A 17,635-nucleotide genomic window follows, 5' to 3' on the forward strand; every position below is an offset into this window, starting at 1 on the left:
CTCAATACGAAGGGAGTCAAAGACGCTGTTCTTAACTAATTCGTAGCGTACTTCGGAACTCCATAAACAGGTTTAAAATATCTGCTCTCGGCAAAATCGCCTTTTGTAATCGACTGTATGCCATCAATAATAGACTTAACCGCTTGGTAACTATCTTCTTTACCAAAGTTAGCTAATATTCCTAACATCTTAACCTCCGGATTGTTGGATCTGAGGAATAATTTGTAGTTGGCTTCTGCGATCCTTATCAGCACAAAATCAAATTTAAGGTGTTCGGTTTCTAATGAGGTCGGCATTATAGGATTTGTATCTGCGTCTTCTACGCATAAAGCAGTATGGGCAGCAGTAACGCCCGCTTTCATTTTGTCGAGATAGGAATTTAAGGTTTTGGCATCTTCTTTTGTGCCGGTCATGTGGCCTGCTTTGGTGTTCCACAATTCCGGCTCACATTTTCTGCTGGCGGACATTTCCACAGGTTTTCCGTCAACGGTAATCCTCAGATAAACAGGAACAGCACTTTTAAGATAGTTTTTTGGTTTCTTCAGGTAGAAGAGCAGACTGAAATTAGTTTTCATAATCGACTGATTTAAAGTTAACAATTTAGCCTTGCAGTCTAATCGTATCAAGTCGTTCAATGATTGAACTTTTTGTAAGTCAATAACTTACGTCGTTTTTAGTGAGTATCCCACTCTGTAAAACTACTCACCGAATCACTCAATTTTTTATGCGATTTATTGCATATTTTGGGTTTTCCGGTAAAACAAAAAAAAGCTTGCAATTATTTGATTTGCAAGCTTTTACGTAGTTTTGATGCTGTCTTATGTGATCCCGGAGGGATCATGTATACCTCCTGATCTGCTTAAACTGTAGTGTTAAACTTTGGGTAAACTGTAACCGTTGTGATACGGGGCCAACAGGTATTTATCGTTGATCTTCGGGTCTGTAAACTGATGTTTGGCATTGTCCCATGATAGTTTTTGTCCGCTTCTGAAGGCAAGGTTTCCCATTTGGGCAACGGTAGCTACATGCGCGGCAGCCTGTATGGAGCAGTTTAGTTCTTCTTTTTTTCTGGATCTGACCACACTAAAGAAATTGACCATATGATTGTCCAGTCCATTATCTGAGGATTTAACAAAAGGCTTGCTCACTTTATTGCCGCTTACCTTTTCTTCAATCACTTCCCAGCCTTGCCTGTTGAGGATCAGCGTGCCGTTGTTACCGATATAGGCAATGCCATGGTTGCGGTTATAAGAGCCGTTATCGATGCCCATGGCAGAATCCCAAACCATGTTAAACTTGTCAAACTCATATAGGGTAGTGAGCGTATCAGGCGTTTCTTCATACAGATCGGGATAGGCGAAGCGGCCACCTAATGCAGATATGGTTTTTGGTACAGGTGAATTCATACCCAGCAAGCCATAATCCAATAAATGCACGCCCCAGTCGGTCATTAAGCCACCGGCATAATCCCAGAACCAGCGGAAATTAAAGTGATACCTGCTGGCGTTGAATGCTCTTTTATTCGCCGGCCCAAGCCACATGGCATAATCAACGCCTGCAGGGGGTAGGGTATCAGGCACTACGGGAGCAGGTTTCATCCAGCCCTGGTAACACCATACTTTTACTGTTCTGATATTTCCTAACTGGCCGCTCTTTACAAAATCAACAGCATCTTTAAAATGTTGCTGACTGCGCTGCCATTGACCTGCCTGCACAACCTTATTGTATTTTTCCTGCGCTTTGACCATGGTACTGCATTCGACAATAGAGTTGCCCACCGGTTTTTCAACATATACATCTTTACCTGCCTGTACTGCATGGATCATCATCAGGGCGTGCCAGTGATCGGGTGTCCCGATAATTACGGCATCGACATCTTTATTATCGAGCAGCGCACGGTAATCTTTATATCTTGTTACTTTTGCGGCGTCAACATTCATCGACTTTAATTCGGCCATTCTTTCATCAAGCACATTGGCATCACTATCGCACAGGGCGATCAGGTTTACGCCTGGTACTTTGAGAGCCGCTTTGAGGTCGGACCATCCCATGCCTTTGATTCCGATTACACCAATATTGATTTGGTCGTTTGCGCCAATAGTCTTACTGAAAAGGGCATAGGCAGGATTATCTAAGGCAGAAAGCAGGGCAGTGGTTCCTACTGCGGTTGCAGCGTAGTTGAGGAAATTTCTACGGTTTAACATTTAATTTGGTCTATGGTTAATACTTAAGGTAAATTACAAAATAATTAGTGGAGCATCCAAGATATGGGTAAAATTAATAAGAATGTTACCCGTATTTTTGTCACTCCATCAGTTTATGGGTTACTTTATTTGATTGGGCAATACAAAAGTTGTAGCATATATTCCTTGGCGATCGTCATGCTGAATTTATTTCAGCATCTTTCCTGCTAAATAACAAGCTTGATATCTTAAAAACTATACTTTGGAGATAAATGTTTTTTTTCGCTCTATGCCGCGGGGCATGGTACTTTGGAGCGCCAAAGTACCCAAAGCGCTTTGTCAATCCAGCAATGAGCCTTTTGCACAATCTCACGCGCATCAAAAAAACAGCGGCACTTCGTTTTGTGTTCAATGTTTTTTTAAATTAAATAATCGGTTATGAACACAAAACCACTGCGTTTCAGGTTTGTTACTACCATTTTTACTGTTGTGCACCTGTTTTTTTGATTCTCCTGGCCCTTGGGATTGACAGCGTTCTTCGGTAAAACCTGTAATTTATTAAAGCAAGCTAGCAAAACGTATAAAAACCCCAAACCAAAAGATGTGTCTACACAATAGGTCTGCGCGGGAATGAAGGCCGTGCTAATAAAGTCTGTCAAAGGTAAGCTTGTCGAAGGGCCTGTTTAAATGTCTTAAGAGACGTTTAAACAGGCTCAACGTGACAAATTCAATCACAATTTATAATACAGCCTCTTCGGATTTAGCTGATCAAAAAGGCAAATTTTGAGCACTACTCAGGATTTTTCTATTTATCCCAAAAAATACGGGTGTCCATATTATCCGGCCCACCATTGTCTGCAACCGCTGCCTGGTAATTCGTTGCATTTGCAGAAAGCTCAAGCGTTGGATAAACAAAGCGGCGAACAAAACCACCGGTTATATTTTGTCCTGCGATGGTATTGGGCGATAAAGCTGGAAAACCGCTCCTCCTGAAGTTAGCAAATGCCTCGGTACCATTGCCCCAGGAAGCTACCCAATATTGCGTATTAATCAGGTTGAGTGCATTTGCAGAATTATAGGCATTAACGGGATTATTAATAAATGCATTTTGCGTAGCTAAAGGAATAATGGCTGCCGGGTTATAGGTTGTCCATTGGTCCATTGCCGCACGTATACCATTGGCGTAATAAACATCGGGTGTACTGCCACCGGTTATCCAGCCTCTAACAGCGGCTTCTGCCAGCAGTAATTGCGTTTGTGCGTGAGTGATAAAAAATTGCGGAGCAGTTAAACTACCGAATATACTATAATTAACCTGAGAATAATTAAAACCCGAGCCGTTAGCCCCTCTAAATCCAGGAGCAGTTGATAAAGTAGCACTGCTATAGCCTACAGGAAGTCCGAACTGGTTTGCAGATATGGTATCTGGCACGGAGGTAGGTGCAGCTAATGGGTTCGCATATTTACCAGATATGAACTTCAATCGCGGATCACCACTATTTTTTAGCTGATCTACAAAGGGAGCCGCTAAATAATACGTATTCGCTATTGCCGTAATCGTCTGGCTTACGGGATTCACATAAGTGGTATTGTATTTCAGGTAACAGTTGTCGGCATTTGATGTCATTACACCACCAGTTACGGCAGCTTGCACAATAGCTTGCGCTTTTCCCGGATCTATTTTACTATACCTCATGCCCAACCGAAGCAATAAGGAATACCCTAATCTTTTCCATTGGGCGATATTGCCACCGTAAAACACATCAGCCTTTACGATATCTTTTGCCGGATCTAAAGCTGCCGTTGCCTCCGTAACCTCTTTAATCAGGTCGGTGTAAATCGCTGCCTGGTTATCGTATTTAGGGGTAAGCACATTTGATAAATAGGCTTGTCCGGCTTCACTATAAGGTACATTTCCGTAACTGTCTACCAGCATCATAAATTGGTAGGCTTTCCAGATTCTGGCTTCATTATATAAATTTGTTCTTGCCGGATTGCCTTTGATCTGGCTTAATATCTGGACCAGTAATTGAACAGGGCCTGAAGAACTTGTTGCGCCAGTATTTGTTCCCGTATACTCAGCATTCCATTTTGACGAAGTATAAGTTTGATTCAGCTGGTTAAAATTAAACGCCGAGGTGATTCCCGAAAACGGATTAACAAATTGCTGCACAATGGTTGGCTCAGTTTCCATCGTAGCTCCATGCGTTCCAAATTGTGCGCTAGTAAACAAGAATGCCGCGTCGAGTTCTGTCGGATTATTTGGATTAATATTCAATTTATCAAACCCTTTATTGCAACTGGAAATTACTGTAACCCAGATGGCGATGGCTATAATTCTGATTAAATTTTTCATATTGTATAAAGCGTTAGAATTTTACATTTAAGTTAAATCCGTAAGTACGTGTTGTTGGTAGTGATGCCTGCTCATAACCTGTTAAGTTATCTCCGCTTGAGGCAATTGCTTCGGGATCAATGTTGGGCGTATATTTTTTGATGATCAATACATTATGGCATACCGCAGAAAGCACTAAGCTTTTCACATATTTTTTATTGATAAATCTGGACAAGTCGTATCCCAGCGAAAGGTTTCTTAATTTAACAAAACTCGAGCTGTAAATAAATGGATCTAAGATATTCGTTGAACGATAATTTGCATAAAAATCTTCTGCATTTACAGCGGTGGTGTTTGGTAATCCGTCAGTAGCGTTTACGCCAGGGAAAATTACGCCACCCACACGGCCAGGTAAAGATTCTTTTGATAAACCTTCTCTTAATAAGTTTAAACTTGTGCTGGAGAGTACTTTACCACCTGCTTTATAATCAATATGGGCGATAAAGGTAAAGCCTTTGTAATTGAACGTATTTAGCCAACCGCCAGTTGCTGTTGGAAGGCCACTACCAAAGTTAACTGGTTTAGCACTTGCTACGGGTTTGCCTCCTGATAATACGATATTTCCGGCAGCATCCCGCTTGTAAGTTGAACCTACAATCTGGTTAAGGGGTAAACCTACCACATCAACAATAGACCCAAAAAACTCAGGGCTGCCCACTACAAGTTGCGATTGGTTGTTTGCTAATGACAATACTTTTGAAGAGTTGAAAGCAGAATTAAAAGCCGTTTTCCAGGTAAAGTTTTTGTTTTGGACAGGGATTAATTCCAGGTTAAATTCTAATCCTTTATTGTCCAAACCACCCAAGTTAACTAACGTGGTGCTGTAACCGCTTGCTGCAGACAGACTTATTGGAACGGCTTGATTAGTCGTTTTTTTATCGTAAGCAGCCATGTCCAGATTTACTCTACTGTTGAACATGCGCAACTCGATACCAATTTCTTTTTCATTTACGCCGAAAGGTTTAATCTGGGTATTTGGTGAAGCTGTTCCGTTAATACTGCCTAATGGAAGCCCGTTGAATGAATTCTGACCAAGCAAAAATGTTAATGCATTATAGGCGCCAACCCCCTGGGCGCTTCCCGTTTCTGCAACAGCAACTCTAAGCTTTCCAAAATTTAACCATTTTGCTTTTGGAAGTAATTCCGAAAAAACGAAACTTCCACTAACTGAAGGATAGAAATAGTGATCTATATCTCTGGCCAGTACCGAATACCAGTCTGTACGGCCGGTAACATTCAGGTATAATAAATTTTTGTAGGAAAATTCTGCAGTACCATACAATGAATTTACGGTTTGCTTAGTGAGATTGTAACTCGAATTTGCCGTAACACCGTTTCCAATGGTATATAAATCTCTGATGTAAAAATTGGTTACCGCCTCGTTAAATGTAGACGTAATTAAGGGAAAGTGATTACCACCTACCGTTGCATTAAATGCAAAATCTTTCCACTTATGCCCGCCACCCAGCAGGAAGTCAAAGTTATTCTGGCGTGTACTTGATGTACTTATTCCATAGCTACCGTTATATAGCCCTGTTGGTGCTGCAGATACAGCCAGCGTGCCCGTCGGCGTGTTCGATTCATAGGTGGTTTGCAAAAGATCCATATTTGCCCTGCCCTGAAGATATAGCCAATCGAAAAACTGATAGCGTACCACAGCAGTACCTAACAAATGATCTTTTGTTTGTCTTTGAAATTGCTTCGCCAATATCCAGTAGGGGTTGGTAACGGTTGCAAACCTTGAAGTAGGTGTTTCGTTTCCGTTGGCATCTATTGCGCCTGCCTCCAGTACATCAAAAGAAATGGAGTTAGCCAACCTGTAAATTGAGGTAGGAATTGAATTTCCCTGTACGCCAACAAGTGGCGGATTGTTATTAAACTGGTGATCGTAGTTAACGTAAAATTGTGCAGATAATTTTTCGGTAAGTTTATAGTTAATGCCAACGTTAAAAATCTTTTTATGAAAATCGTTGTTTGGTACTATGCCTTGAGCATCCTGGTTAGAAAGCGACACCCGAAAACTTCCCTTATCGTTACCGCCAGAAAGTGCAACGGTATTGCTCCACGATGGTGCAAGTCTGAAGAACGTACTTATCCGGTCTTTAACAGGCGCATAAGGACGCTGAACGCCGTCGAATTGAAACGTTGGTACATTATCAAATGGCACACCAAAACTCCAGGCACCAGAACTCTGCGCAGTACCTACTGATGAGGGGCGAATATTATTCTCACCTTGCCCGTATTCATATTGAAAATCTGTAAAATCCAGCGCCTGGTTTAAAGTGAAATTAGAGTTAAAGTCAATCCCTATTCCACTATTCTTAGATCCCGACTTTGTGGTAATAATGATTGCTCCGTTAACGGCACGCGAACCATACAATGCTGCAGCGGTAGATCCTTTCAGAACAGTCATTGATTCGATATCATCCTGATTGATGCCTTGCAAATTATCTCCCTGGTCTACGTTTTGTGTATAACCATTACTACTGCTTGCCCCCTGCGACATTGGCAAGCCATTGATTACGATTAGCGGCGAATTGTCTGCGGTAAAAGAAGATTGTCCACGCAAACGAATCTTTGTACTCCCACCTGGCCCTGCAGCGGGTGGAGAAACGTCCAATCCGGCGATCTGGCCCTCAAGCGCATTGGCAAGGTTAGTTGTGCGGTTGGTTTGCAGTGCCTGTACATCAGCTTTTTGAGCTGAATAACCCAGACTTTTGGCCTCCCGTTTTATACCGAGAGCAGTTACGATAACTTCATTTAAAGCATTTGTAACCGCCACCATAGAAACATTAACAACGGTTTTTGCATTTACCGTTATTTCTACCGGTTTATAACCAATGGATGTGAACACCAACACGGCATTGGTATTGGCAACATTTATCGTATAACTGCCGGATGAACTGGTTATAGTGGCATTTCGCGTTCCCTTTTCAGCAACGCTTACGCCGGGTAAACCAACGCCCTGTTCATCTGTCACTTTACCTGTAATGCCTATCGGAGCTAATTTTAACTTTTTTGCTGGTAAAGATTTGCTAAATATTGCGGTTGTTAGCCCACCAGCTGAAGCGCTTGCGGATTCGAAAAGAATGAATACCGTTAACACAGTACAGGTAAATACCAGTGGAAGTAATTTTTTTTTCATCATTGTAATTTGGTTAGAATTGGTTTTTAATAAACAGCTTAAATAACCGCAGAAGAGGCGGTGCTGTCAGTTCGGAACATACGCAGCGTTTAACGACTACATATGGTGCTTGAATGTGAAGTAAATCTATCTCATATGATTCTATTGGTTTGTTAGTTAATCAATCTCTGTTCTAATCATCCATGGCAAATATGCCTGGGCTAAATAGTTTATCTGAAGAAAATAGTTGCGAAGAATAGAAGCATTACTTTCCTTTTATATTTGGTTTCGAAACAGTTATGTTACACAAGCAAATAAAGACAACTTTAATGAAAAGCAATTTCAGTATTACAGCAAAAAATTGTAACATATTAACATAGCTATTTCTTTGTGATATTGGTTGCTGTATGATAAAGTATTCAAAATATGTCTGTTTATCAATTACTTACGAGATTGTTTTGACGTAAAACTAATCTGCTACCTAAATAATAAACCCTGACGTTGTTAATATACTTACCATCAACAGGTAATAGATATGCATTATATCGTACATAATTTATAATTTCATGCTATAGTTAACCAATTATAAACATGAAGGCTACGTTAAAAAAGGCTACTCCAAACCCAGAGCATTCCTTTAATATCCATAAGGATATAGGGCATGCGATATTAAGCGCCTGGCATTATCACCCCGAGTGCGAACTATTAGTTGTTAAAAGAACCTATGGCACCTGTCTGATAGGCGACCATGTTGGTCCATTTAAAAATGGTGACGTATTTTTATTTGGATCAAACCTCCCACATACTTTCCGGTGTGAACAAAAATACCTGGAAAGCGATACCGAAAAAGTTGGAGAAACCATTGTGATTCTTTTTGAAAACAACATCTGGGGCGATACATTTTTGAACCTTCCTGAAATTAGTCCGATTGTTAAACTGCTAAACACAAGTAAGCTGGGTTTGCGTTTAAAAGGAGCAACCAGACGAAAGGTTGGCAAAATAGCGGAGGAAATGCTTAACGAATCGCCTGCCCGTAAGCTGATCAGTTTATTGTCCGCTTTAGAAATAATAGCGGCTACGAAAGAATATGAAATTATATCATCCAACGGCTTTAACCCGGAAGTAAACAGCATTGACCAAAACCGCATTAACACGATATTCGAATACACGTTTAATAATTACCACAAAAAAGTAGCGCTGGAAGATGTAGCTGAATTAATTAACATGGGAAAACACTCTTTTTGCAGGTACTTTAAATCCAAAACAAAGAAAACATACATTCAGTTTTTAATGGAAGTGAGAATTGGAAATGCATGCCGATTGTTATTAGAAGAGGAATTTAATATGACTGAGGTAGGCTATGCCTGTGGCTACAACAATATCTCTCATTTCTATCATCAGTTTAAAGCGCTTACGAAAAAAAATCCAATGGACTACAGATATAATTATCTTAAAACTGAAGAGAAAAAATTTGCCTAGTAACCTCAGTTCGCTTATTAATATTTCTTTAAATTCTAATACAGATATTTTCATTCATAGCCGTCACCTTGAGGGGTAATTAATTGTTTAAAATCAACATGAACGACAAATTTTTTAGCGAATTATAGGCTTTGAGAGGAATCGTCATTCCCAACTTGATTGGGAATCGTAATGCAAGCGCAGATTCCCGCCTGAGCCTATCGTGTGGATATATCTTTTGGTTTTTTATACGTTTTGCTAGCTTGCTTTAATAAATTACAGGTTTTACCGAAGAACGCAGTCAATCCCAAGGGCCAGAGAAATCAAAAAAAACAGTTGCAGGAAAGAACTAATAGTACTGCCAAACCTAAACGCAGTGGTTTTGTGTTCATAACCGATGATTTAATTTTAAAGAAATATTGAACACAAAACGAAGTGCCGCTGTTTTTTTTGATGTGTGTAGGGCTGTGCAAAAGGCCCATTGCTAGATTGACAAAGCGCTTTGGGTACTTTGGCGCTCCAAAGTACCATGCCCCCGCGGCATAGAGCGGAAAAGACAATATTTATGTATTAACTAGAGTTCGATTAATAAAGTGGCTTTTAGAGCTATTCTTTAGGTGTTTTAGTATTAGTGTCGTCGCCCTGATCTCTATAGCTATCGGATTCATTTCAGGATCTTAATAGCAGGAAAGATGCTGACCACGTAGTAGCTACAAGACAATTGAAAACACAATTTCTACTTGTAAAATAAATTCAGCATGACGACCGACTTAATGAATTTGTACTAAGAAAACAAAGATGGAATTAACAAAGATGTGTCCAAAAGATAGGCCTGAGCGGGATCCGATAGCTATCGGATGACGACCGTGCTAATGGAGTTTGTCAATGATAGGGTTAATTAATTGTTAAAATCAATATGAATGATATATAATTGTCTTTTCTTGTCCTCCGTATGGGGTTGATGACAGATATACAAGGGACGTCATTTCGACCGCAGTTGAGAACCCGAAGGCTCTGCTAAGCAAAATCTTTTAACATAGTTCAAAGATTTCTCCATTTCGCTGCGCTCCATCCGATAGTTATCGGATCGAAATGAGGCGATTTTTTTGATCTGTCAATGATCGGTGTAGCGAAGCGAAAAGCTACAAAGTAATCAAATCAGGCAACGCAAACCAGTAATTTTAGTATTGAAGCATTTTATTGTATTATATTAACATTATGCTGTAAATGTGCTTTAAAAGGACTTATTTGCCTTTCGATTTTACCGCCTGGATACTTAAATAAAGTTCAAACTTAATTTTCGATCCAAAAAACTTAACCAAATAATTATGAGAATTTATAACACCTCCAGCGGGATTATTATCAACCACAATAACCAATATTTTTTAACAGAAGAGAAAAGCTGGGATAAGTTTGTAAACAGGAGCAACCTTTTTAAAGTGGTTAGTAGTGAGTTGCAACAGCTCCAGCCTAACGAAGATTTACAAGCGCTCACCCATTCAGCTGTTTTAACGCCTATAGGTAACCAGGAAGTATGGGCATCGGGCGTAACCTACTTTCGTAGCAGGGAAGCCAGAATAGAGGAATCAAAAGAAGCAAAAGGCGGGGATTTTTATGCCAGGGTATATGATGCAGACCGGCCGGAACTTTTTTTTAAATCGCCGGCTTACCGTACAGTAGGTTCCGGAGGAAACATACGGATCAGGGCAGATTCTAAATGGAATGTACCTGAACCGGAACTGACCTTATTTATTTGCTCAGCAGGTACTATAGAGGGTTATACAATCGGTAATGATGTATCATCGAGGGACATCGAGGGCGAAAATCCGCTTTATTTACCGCAGGCAAAATCATACAATGGGGCTACCGCTTTAGGACCTTGTCTTTTAGTAACAGAGGGCCCGATAGATCCGGATACCGATATCAGCATCGAAATATCCAGAAATTCAGTAGTTCTTTTTAAGGAGAAAATATCCATTAATCAAATGAAACGTAAGCATACGGAATTAGTGGCTTACTTGTTTCGGGAATTGGATTTTCCTCATGGAACCTATTTAATGACAGGTACTGGAATAATCCCTACAGATGATTTCACTTTACAAAGCGGAGACCTGGTTAAAATAACCATTTCAGAGATTGGTTCACTCATAAATACCGTAGCGTGATCAGCAAGGAAAACAAATTATAGGTTTAGCAACCGCTGCCTAAGCAAGTGAAACGATTTTTCAATAAAAAGTCCGCTAGCGAAAAATCTAATTAAAGAAGTAAAAAATAGCGCAACATAGCATATTCTAGATATGAAATCATATAGAAGTTCGACCTGGTTTGGGAAAAAAGATAAAATGGGCCTCATTTATCGAAGCTGGATGAAAAACCAGGGCATGCCCGAAGACATGTTTGACGGCAGACCGGTAATCGGGATTTGTAATACGTGGTCTGAACTTACACCTTGTAATGCCCACCTGCGTGATATTGCCGAAAGTGTTCGTCGCGGGGTATTGGAGGCTGGTGGTTTTCCGCTCGAATTTCCCATCATGTCATTGGGTGAAACGCTCATGAAACCCACCGCCATGTTGTTCCGTAACCTAGCCAGTATGGATGCAGAGGAATCAATAAGAGGCAACCCCATTGATGGTGTCGTATTACTTACGGGTTGCGATAAAACTACGCCTTCTACGCTCATGGGCGCGGCAAGTGTAGATCTGCCAACGATTGTGGTTCCTGGCGGACCCATGTTAAACGGAAAATATCACGGACATGACATCGGCTCAGGAACAAGCGTATGGAAGCTGACAGAGGAATTAAAGAAAGGCGAAATTACTTATGATGAATATGCAGAAGTAGAAAGTTGCATGTCTCGAAGTCCGGGCCACTGTATGACCATGGGCACGGCGTCTACTATGGCTTGCATGGTTGAAGCGTTAGGCATGAGTCTTTCCGGTGGTGCGGCTATACCTGCCGTTGATTCCCGGCGGAAAAGGCTTGCACAGCTATCGGGTAGGAGAATAGTTGAAATGGTTAAAGAAGACCTGAAAATTTCTAAAATATTAACACGGGATGCTTTTGAAAATGCCATTAAGGTAAATGCTGCGGTAGGAGGTTCCTCAAACTTTATTATTCACCTCACCGCTATTGCAGGGCGTATGGGGGTAGCACTAAATTTAGACGATTTTGATGATATTGGCAGTAAAATGCCGCTTCTGGTAAATCTTATGCCTTCAGGGAAATTTTTGATGGAGGATTTTTACTATGCCGGTGGTTTACCTGCTGTTATAAAACAAATGCAATCTGTTTTAAAAATGGATACCCTAACGGTAAGCGGGAAAACGCATGCCGAAAACATTGCCGATAAAGGAATAAATTACAATAAGGAAGTTATTTATGAATTTGAGCAGCCGATTATTCAGGAAGCAGGGATTACGGTACTAAAAGGTAATCTGGCAATTAACGGAGCGGTTATAAAGCCATCAGCAGCTACGCCCGGCTTGATGCAGCATCGGGGTAGGGCAGTAGTGTTTGAAAATATTGAGGATTACCATGCGAGAGTAGACGACCCTGATTTGGATATCGATGAAACTTGTGTTATGGTCTTGAAAACGGTTGGTCCGGTCGGCTATCCGGGGATGCCTGAGGTAGGTAATATGACTTTACCGAAAAAGCTGCTTGACAAGGGCGTAACCGATATGGTGAGGATATCGGATGGCAGGATGAGTGGTACGGCATATGGCACGGTTATACTGCATGTATCGCCGGAGTCTGCTATTGGTGGAAATTTAGCGCTGGTAGAAAACGGCGACATGATTGAGCTGGATGTAGCCAATAAACGTATCCACCTTGAAGTGAGTGATGAAGAGTTAGCCCTGAGGCGAAGCAATTGGGTACCGCCAATTCCTGCTGCAACACGTGGTTATGTAAACTTATATGTGAACCATGTTCAGCAGGCAGATAAAGGTGCTGATCTGGACTTTTTAGTAGGCGGCTCAGGTTCAACCGTAACCAGAGACTCTCATTAAGCAGAAACATGGATGTACTGATTCTTTTTGGCTGTATAGTTACACTTGTATTATTAATTGCCTGGGCGAAGGTTAATACCTTTCTTGCATTTTTAATCGTATCTGTAATGGCAGCTTTATTATTAGGTATGCCCGCCGCCAGTATTCCGCAAACGGTTAATAAAGGATTAGGGGATACCTTAGGATCGCTGGCAATCATCATCGTTTTGGGCGCCATGCTTGGAAAACTCGTCGCTTCAAGTGGTGCCGCTCAAAAAATAGCTTCGGTATTAAAAAAAACATTTGGCCCAAAACACATTGCCTGGGCCATGTCTTTAACAGGTTTTATAGTGGGCATTCCGTTATTTTATAATGTTGGGTTTGTGTTGCTTATTCCAATTATTTTTTCGGTAGCGTACAACTATAAATTACCTCTGGTATATGTAGGCTTGCCTATGCTTGCATCGCTGTCTGTAATGCATGGTTTTTTGCCACCTCATCCATCGCCCATGGCTTTGGTTACTCAGTTTAATGCAGATTTGGTTAAGACCTTTATTTATGGCTTAATAGTGGCCATACCTGCTATAATTATTGCAGGCCCTCTTTTCTCAAGAATATTAATAAATATGCAATCCAGCCCAACAGTTACCTTGCGGGCTGATGAACTGCCCGATAATGAATTGCCGGGGATAACAAATAGTGTGGTTTCTGCATTGTTACCTGTGCTTATCATTTTGGGTACCACGTTGATCACCAGGCTATGTAGTGGCAATATGGTTGTTGTAAATTTTGCCGGATTTATTGGTGATCCAACAATTGCCATGATATTAACCATTTGTATTGCAACATTTACACTAGGAGTAAGGTCAGGTAAAAAGCTGACTGACATTATGGTCATTTATGTTGATGCAACAAAAGATATAGCGATGATCCTTTTAATAATTGGTAGCGCTGGCATTTTGAAGCAAGTATTTGTAGAAACAGGGGTGAGCAACAGCCTTGCCGCAATTTTGCAGGGGCTAACCCTGCCACCTTTGTTACTGGCCTGGTTAATAACGGCGGTGTTAAGGCTTTGTCTGGGTTCGGCTACCGTAGCTGGCCTCACCGCTGCCGGTATCGTTTATCCGCTTGTTGGGCCTCATGGTGCCGATCCAAATTTAATGGTGCTCGCAGTTGGATCAGGAAGCCTGTTTTGTTCGCACGTAAATGACTCCTCTTTCTGGCTATTCAAAGAGTATTTAGGATTATCTATCAAACAAACATTTTTGTCCTGGTCGCTGATGGAAACGCTGGTTTCCGTTATCGGGCTTATTGGAATACTGATCCTGAACCAAGTATTGTTTAGATAGATAATAATCATCACCTTTAATAAAATCGTTTTTAATTTTCCTTATGCGTCAGTTTATTGGCAGGTGTTCTATAATTTGTAAAGCAAAAATATAGCTTTTAATGTACGCCCGAATCACTCACTGAAGTTTTGTGAATTCGAGCGATTTTTGGTGTTTTCCTAAAAGTAAAGACCCTGCTAATCGTGCAATTGCAGGGTTTTTACATTTTGATAGTCTTTTGGTGTGGATGTTGGGATTCGAACCTGAAATGCATCATTTTAAATACTTTGTTAGCTTTTCAGTCAGAGAGTTGCATCTAATGAACCGAAAAAGTCTACAAAATCAATGACTTTTGAAGGATTTTATCCTTTTTTTGAACTATAAAGAATTAAATATCTAAATTTGGATAGGGAATTCACATCCATGGCCAATTACAGTATGTTTTCTGATCACGAATTGGCGAGATTGTTGAAATCTGACGATCGCCTGGCTTTTACTGAGATATTCAACCGGTATAGTTCCCCTTTATTTGTCAATGCCTATAATTAGCAACACACAAAAAAAAGCTTATATCCAGATTATGCCAATCATCAACTGAATTAAAACGAACTATGTCATTGGTAAAAAAATTCCGAGGATTGTTTGAAAATAAAACAGGCAATGAATTGAATGCGTGGATTACTGAAGCTAACCATTCGGTTATTGCAGAGTTGAAGAGTTTCGCCACAGGATTGTTATCTGACCTTCAGTCCATTGAAATGCTATCAATCTACATTGGAGCAATGGTCCCGTCGAAGGCAATGTTAACAAACTGAAGACTATTAAGCGTCAAATGTATGGAAGAGCAAGCTTCGATTTACTCAGGAAAAGATTAGTATTAGCACCGGATTGACCACCAAAATTGGGGAAGAACCACTTTCACTGAATTACACAATTATCACCTCGTCCATTGAAGAGGCAATGGTAAAACACGCAAATCCAAAAATTATGACTGAGCAGGTGTTTGCTAATTTCAATCAGATCGTTTCAGAGCGTGTGGTTTTGTGGCTCGAACATCTGGATGCGCGAAAAAATAGAGTGGACCTTTAAGCTACCAATTGCCCAGTCACCTGTTCCAATAAAAATTGGGTGTTGATATTTTTGCTATGATTCATAGAAAGCCTCGGATCTTTTTTTGATAAATAACAGGAAGTCAGGATGGCCTAATAATGAAAGATGGTTGATATGATTAAACCTGTGTAAAGCTTCCTTTATAAAATCGTCGATTGATTGGTCTGGGGACTTAGACTTTCTACTACTGTTCAGCCCAGAAAGCTTTCCACCAATGACCTGTTTAAATTTTTGCGCACCACTTCCGGGCGCGAGATCCTCGGCAAGTTTATCCAGGATTTCCCGCCAAGTCCTTCCATCTTCAGGGATATTGACCGAAACATCCAAAGTCCACCAGTGGGTTCTGGTGCCTTGATGTTCACAGTTATTGTAGGAGTCATAACTAGGATACGGGTAGGCATTGAATTCGTTCCCCTGCATTTGATGGGAAAATTGGGTGCCATTAGTACATCCAGATTCTATGACTAAATTATCTTCCTCTACACAAAATGCTATTTTTCCTGATAAACAGTTGCACATATGCCATGCGATAGCTAGGGAATCTAAGGAAGTGTGGGTGCGCAGAAGCTTTACCTGAACCAGGTCTAAACGGCCGCTTTGCGCATACATTTTCTGGATAGTGTCTTTAGGTATAAGGTGGTTTAAAATCTCTTCAAATGCTTTCTTTAACCTAATCCTGGCAGCTATTTCGGAGACACGACACCGGGTGCAGGTCCTAGCCACCAGTGATTCAAAATCATTGTCTTTCTGAAATTCAGAGAATATCCAATCAAAGGGCATGAGCAGTTCGGAGGCAAACCTGTTCGCCTCACGCTCATATTCAATGTATTGCGTCTTGCTCTTTCGGCTTTGTTCGATATCGATTTCATCGATGATCGTACCCAGGTGCCATGGGATAATAATGTGCCCCAGTTCATGGGCCAGGGTAAATCGCTGGCGTGTAACGACTGAAGTATCGTTAACTACCACAGTAGGTGTTTTTCCCGGAACCTTTAGGTTCACACATATACCATCGATTCCATCGATAGGTATAGTCTTGTATATTACTTTGGCATATTTTTCGACCAGTTTATCCAGGTCGAATGGAATTTTCAGGGAATGTTTTTGTATGATTTTTCGGGCCATCCGCACTTCGGGACTGGTGATCAATCCCATAGATTTTCATTCTCAAGCCACTTTTGCAGTTTTTTGGCTTTGGTGGGATCATCTGACCTGGCAGCCATTCTTAATTCTGCCAGCATTACCGGTACAATATCAAGGTTTGACCTATGGGCAGTAATAATACTGGCTAGATACATTTCGTCCTCAAGATATAGGGCATATTCCTTCCTGCTCATTCCCAGAAACTCATGCAACGATAAGTCGGAATTGCCATCATGCCAGCTATCGACATAATCGTCAATATCAGTCATTAAAGCATCACCCTGTATGCAATCTGCTATGAAATTAGACATCTATTTTCCTCCCTTTTACTGCTTCCTTTATAAACAAACCATCAGGATCCTTAACCCCCAGGTGTTTTCCTCTAATGTTAAAAACCTCAATTTCTCCATGTAGTGAATCCCATGTATATAGTCTTTTACCGTCGGCTGACTTCCAGCGTTTCTGATTATTAATGGCTCCAAGATATTCACATTCATCAAGGTATGATGGTTTTGGAATCGGCTTACCTCCCAAAATATTAATTTTTTAACAAAGATATAAATTGATAATGAATTATACTATCAAGTATGGCTGGTGGTTTCTTACGCCTATGCAATCATGTGCTCATGGTCTGATTGCTTTCATTTTTCAATTTTTTAAGTGAAACATTTTTTTTCGGACGAATCTGGCACAACGTTCCTTGCTCCAAAGATGGTTTCGACAGGGATTAATTACCAGAACTCTAGCTTCAGATTTTATTGGAAATAAAGATTCTCATGATAATGAATATGTTATGAGCCTTGGAGATTGTAAAGCTTTTTGGCAAGATGTCAAGGATATTGAAGCGTTATTTAAATGCGATGATTGCAATAAATTTGTTAGTATAGACTATTATGCTGCAG

The 17,635-nt window shown here is 40.6% G+C and carries 12 protein-coding genes; 5 read left to right on the plus strand and 7 right to left on the minus strand.

Annotated features, from left to right (window positions below):
* Window positions 1-35: 35 nt before the first annotated feature.
* The 4 genes from IM793_RS24765 to IM793_RS06180 form a co-directional block, all read right to left on the minus strand.
* Window positions 36-575 (minus strand): Arm DNA-binding domain-containing protein, encoded by a 540-nt coding sequence (locus IM793_RS24765; RefSeq protein ID WP_227256152.1) that lies wholly within the window; start codon window positions 573-575, stop codon window positions 36-38.
* A gap of 297 nt (window positions 576-872) precedes the next feature.
* Window positions 873-2,204 carry a Gfo/Idh/MocA family protein gene (locus IM793_RS06170; RefSeq protein ID WP_193420214.1) on the minus strand — a complete coding sequence of 444 codons (1,332 nt, stop codon included), beginning with the start codon at window positions 2,202-2,204 and terminating at the stop codon, window positions 873-875.
* A gap of 784 nt (window positions 2,205-2,988) precedes the next feature.
* On the minus strand, window positions 2,989-4,539 hold the full coding sequence (locus IM793_RS06175; protein ID WP_193420215.1) for a SusD/RagB family nutrient-binding outer membrane lipoprotein: 1,551 nt from the start codon (window positions 4,537-4,539) through the stop codon (window positions 2,989-2,991).
* Window positions 4,540-4,552: 13 nt separating this feature from the next.
* A complete protein-coding gene (locus IM793_RS06180) occupies window positions 4,553-7,726 on the minus strand; it encodes a SusC/RagA family TonB-linked outer membrane protein (RefSeq protein WP_193420216.1) in 3,174 nt (1,057 codons plus the stop codon).
* 567 nt (window positions 7,727-8,293) lie between these two features.
* Here IM793_RS06180 and IM793_RS06185 point away from each other — a divergent pair.
* The 5 genes from IM793_RS06185 to IM793_RS06205 all read left to right on the plus strand — a co-directional run bounded on the left by IM793_RS06185 (window position 8,294) and on the right by IM793_RS06205 (window position 15,372).
* Entirely contained in the window at window positions 8,294-9,181 is an 888-nt protein-coding gene (locus IM793_RS06185) for an AraC family transcriptional regulator (protein ID WP_121286271.1), read from the plus strand.
* A 1,307-nt stretch (window positions 9,182-10,488) separates the two neighbouring features.
* Window positions 10,489-11,325 (plus strand): fumarylacetoacetate hydrolase family protein, encoded by an 837-nt coding sequence (locus tag IM793_RS06190; protein WP_193420217.1) that lies wholly within the window; start codon window positions 10,489-10,491, stop codon window positions 11,323-11,325.
* Window positions 11,326-11,457: 132 nt separating this feature from the next.
* On the plus strand, window positions 11,458-13,173 hold the full coding sequence (locus tag IM793_RS06195) for an IlvD/Edd family dehydratase (protein WP_193420218.1): 1,716 nt from the start codon (window positions 11,458-11,460) through the stop codon (window positions 13,171-13,173).
* Window positions 13,174-13,181: 8 nt separating this feature from the next.
* Complete coding sequence (locus IM793_RS06200) at window positions 13,182-14,501, plus strand: gluconate:H+ symporter (RefSeq protein ID WP_193420219.1); 1,320 nt, start codon at window positions 13,182-13,184, stop codon at window positions 14,499-14,501.
* Between the two features lie 742 nt (window positions 14,502-15,243).
* Complete coding sequence (locus IM793_RS06205) at window positions 15,244-15,372, plus strand: transposase (protein WP_370629764.1); 129 nt, start codon at window positions 15,244-15,246, stop codon at window positions 15,370-15,372.
* Between the two features lie 251 nt (window positions 15,373-15,623).
* Here IM793_RS06205 and IM793_RS06210 read toward each other — a convergent pair whose 3' ends face one another.
* The 3 genes from IM793_RS06210 to IM793_RS06220 are packed head-to-tail and all read right to left on the minus strand — an operon-like array spanning window position 15,624 to window position 17,267.
* Window positions 15,624-16,745 carry an ImmA/IrrE family metallo-endopeptidase gene (locus IM793_RS06210; RefSeq protein ID WP_193420220.1) on the minus strand — a complete coding sequence of 374 codons (1,122 nt, stop codon included), beginning with the start codon at window positions 16,743-16,745 and terminating at the stop codon, window positions 15,624-15,626.
* Entirely contained in the window at window positions 16,736-17,044 is a 309-nt protein-coding gene (locus IM793_RS06215) for a hypothetical protein (protein WP_193420221.1), read from the minus strand. The genes IM793_RS06210 and IM793_RS06215 overlap by 10 nt, the downstream gene beginning before the upstream one ends.
* Window positions 17,037-17,267: a colicin E3/pyocin S6 family cytotoxin gene (locus tag IM793_RS06220; protein WP_193420222.1), complete on the minus strand. Its 231-nt coding sequence runs from the start codon at window positions 17,265-17,267 to the stop codon at window positions 17,037-17,039. The genes IM793_RS06215 and IM793_RS06220 overlap by 8 nt, the downstream gene beginning before the upstream one ends.
* Window positions 17,268-17,635: the final 368 nt, after the last annotated feature.

This window comes from Pedobacter sp. MR2016-19 (assembly GCF_014947265.1).
Taxonomy (GTDB): domain Bacteria; phylum Bacteroidota; class Bacteroidia; order Sphingobacteriales; family Sphingobacteriaceae; genus Pedobacter.

Excerpts from the sequence above, each read along its gene's own strand:
- IM793_RS24765 (WP_227256152.1), bottom strand. The coding sequence starts at position 575 with ATGAAAACTAATTTCAGTCTGCTCTTCTACCTGAAGAAACCAAAAAAC.
- IM793_RS06170 (WP_193420214.1), bottom strand. The coding sequence starts at position 2,204 with ATGTTAAACCGTAGAAATTTCCTCAACTACGCTGCAACCGCAGTAGGA.
- IM793_RS06175 (WP_193420215.1), bottom strand. The coding sequence starts at position 4,539 with ATGAAAAATTTAATCAGAATTATAGCCATCGCCATCTGGGTTACAGTA.
- IM793_RS06180 (WP_193420216.1), bottom strand. The coding sequence starts at position 7,726 with ATGATGAAAAAAAAATTACTTCCACTGGTATTTACCTGTACTGTGTTA.
- IM793_RS06185 (WP_121286271.1), top strand. The coding sequence starts at position 8,294 with ATGAAGGCTACGTTAAAAAAGGCTACTCCAAACCCAGAGCATTCCTTT.
- IM793_RS06190 (WP_193420217.1), top strand. The coding sequence starts at position 10,489 with ATGAGAATTTATAACACCTCCAGCGGGATTATTATCAACCACAATAAC.
- IM793_RS06195 (WP_193420218.1), top strand. The coding sequence starts at position 11,458 with ATGAAATCATATAGAAGTTCGACCTGGTTTGGGAAAAAAGATAAAATG.
- IM793_RS06200 (WP_193420219.1), top strand. The coding sequence starts at position 13,182 with ATGGATGTACTGATTCTTTTTGGCTGTATAGTTACACTTGTATTATTA.
- IM793_RS06210 (WP_193420220.1), bottom strand. The coding sequence starts at position 16,745 with ATGGGATTGATCACCAGTCCCGAAGTGCGGATGGCCCGAAAAATCATA.
- IM793_RS06215 (WP_193420221.1), bottom strand. The coding sequence starts at position 17,044 with ATGTCTAATTTCATAGCAGATTGCATACAGGGTGATGCTTTAATGACT.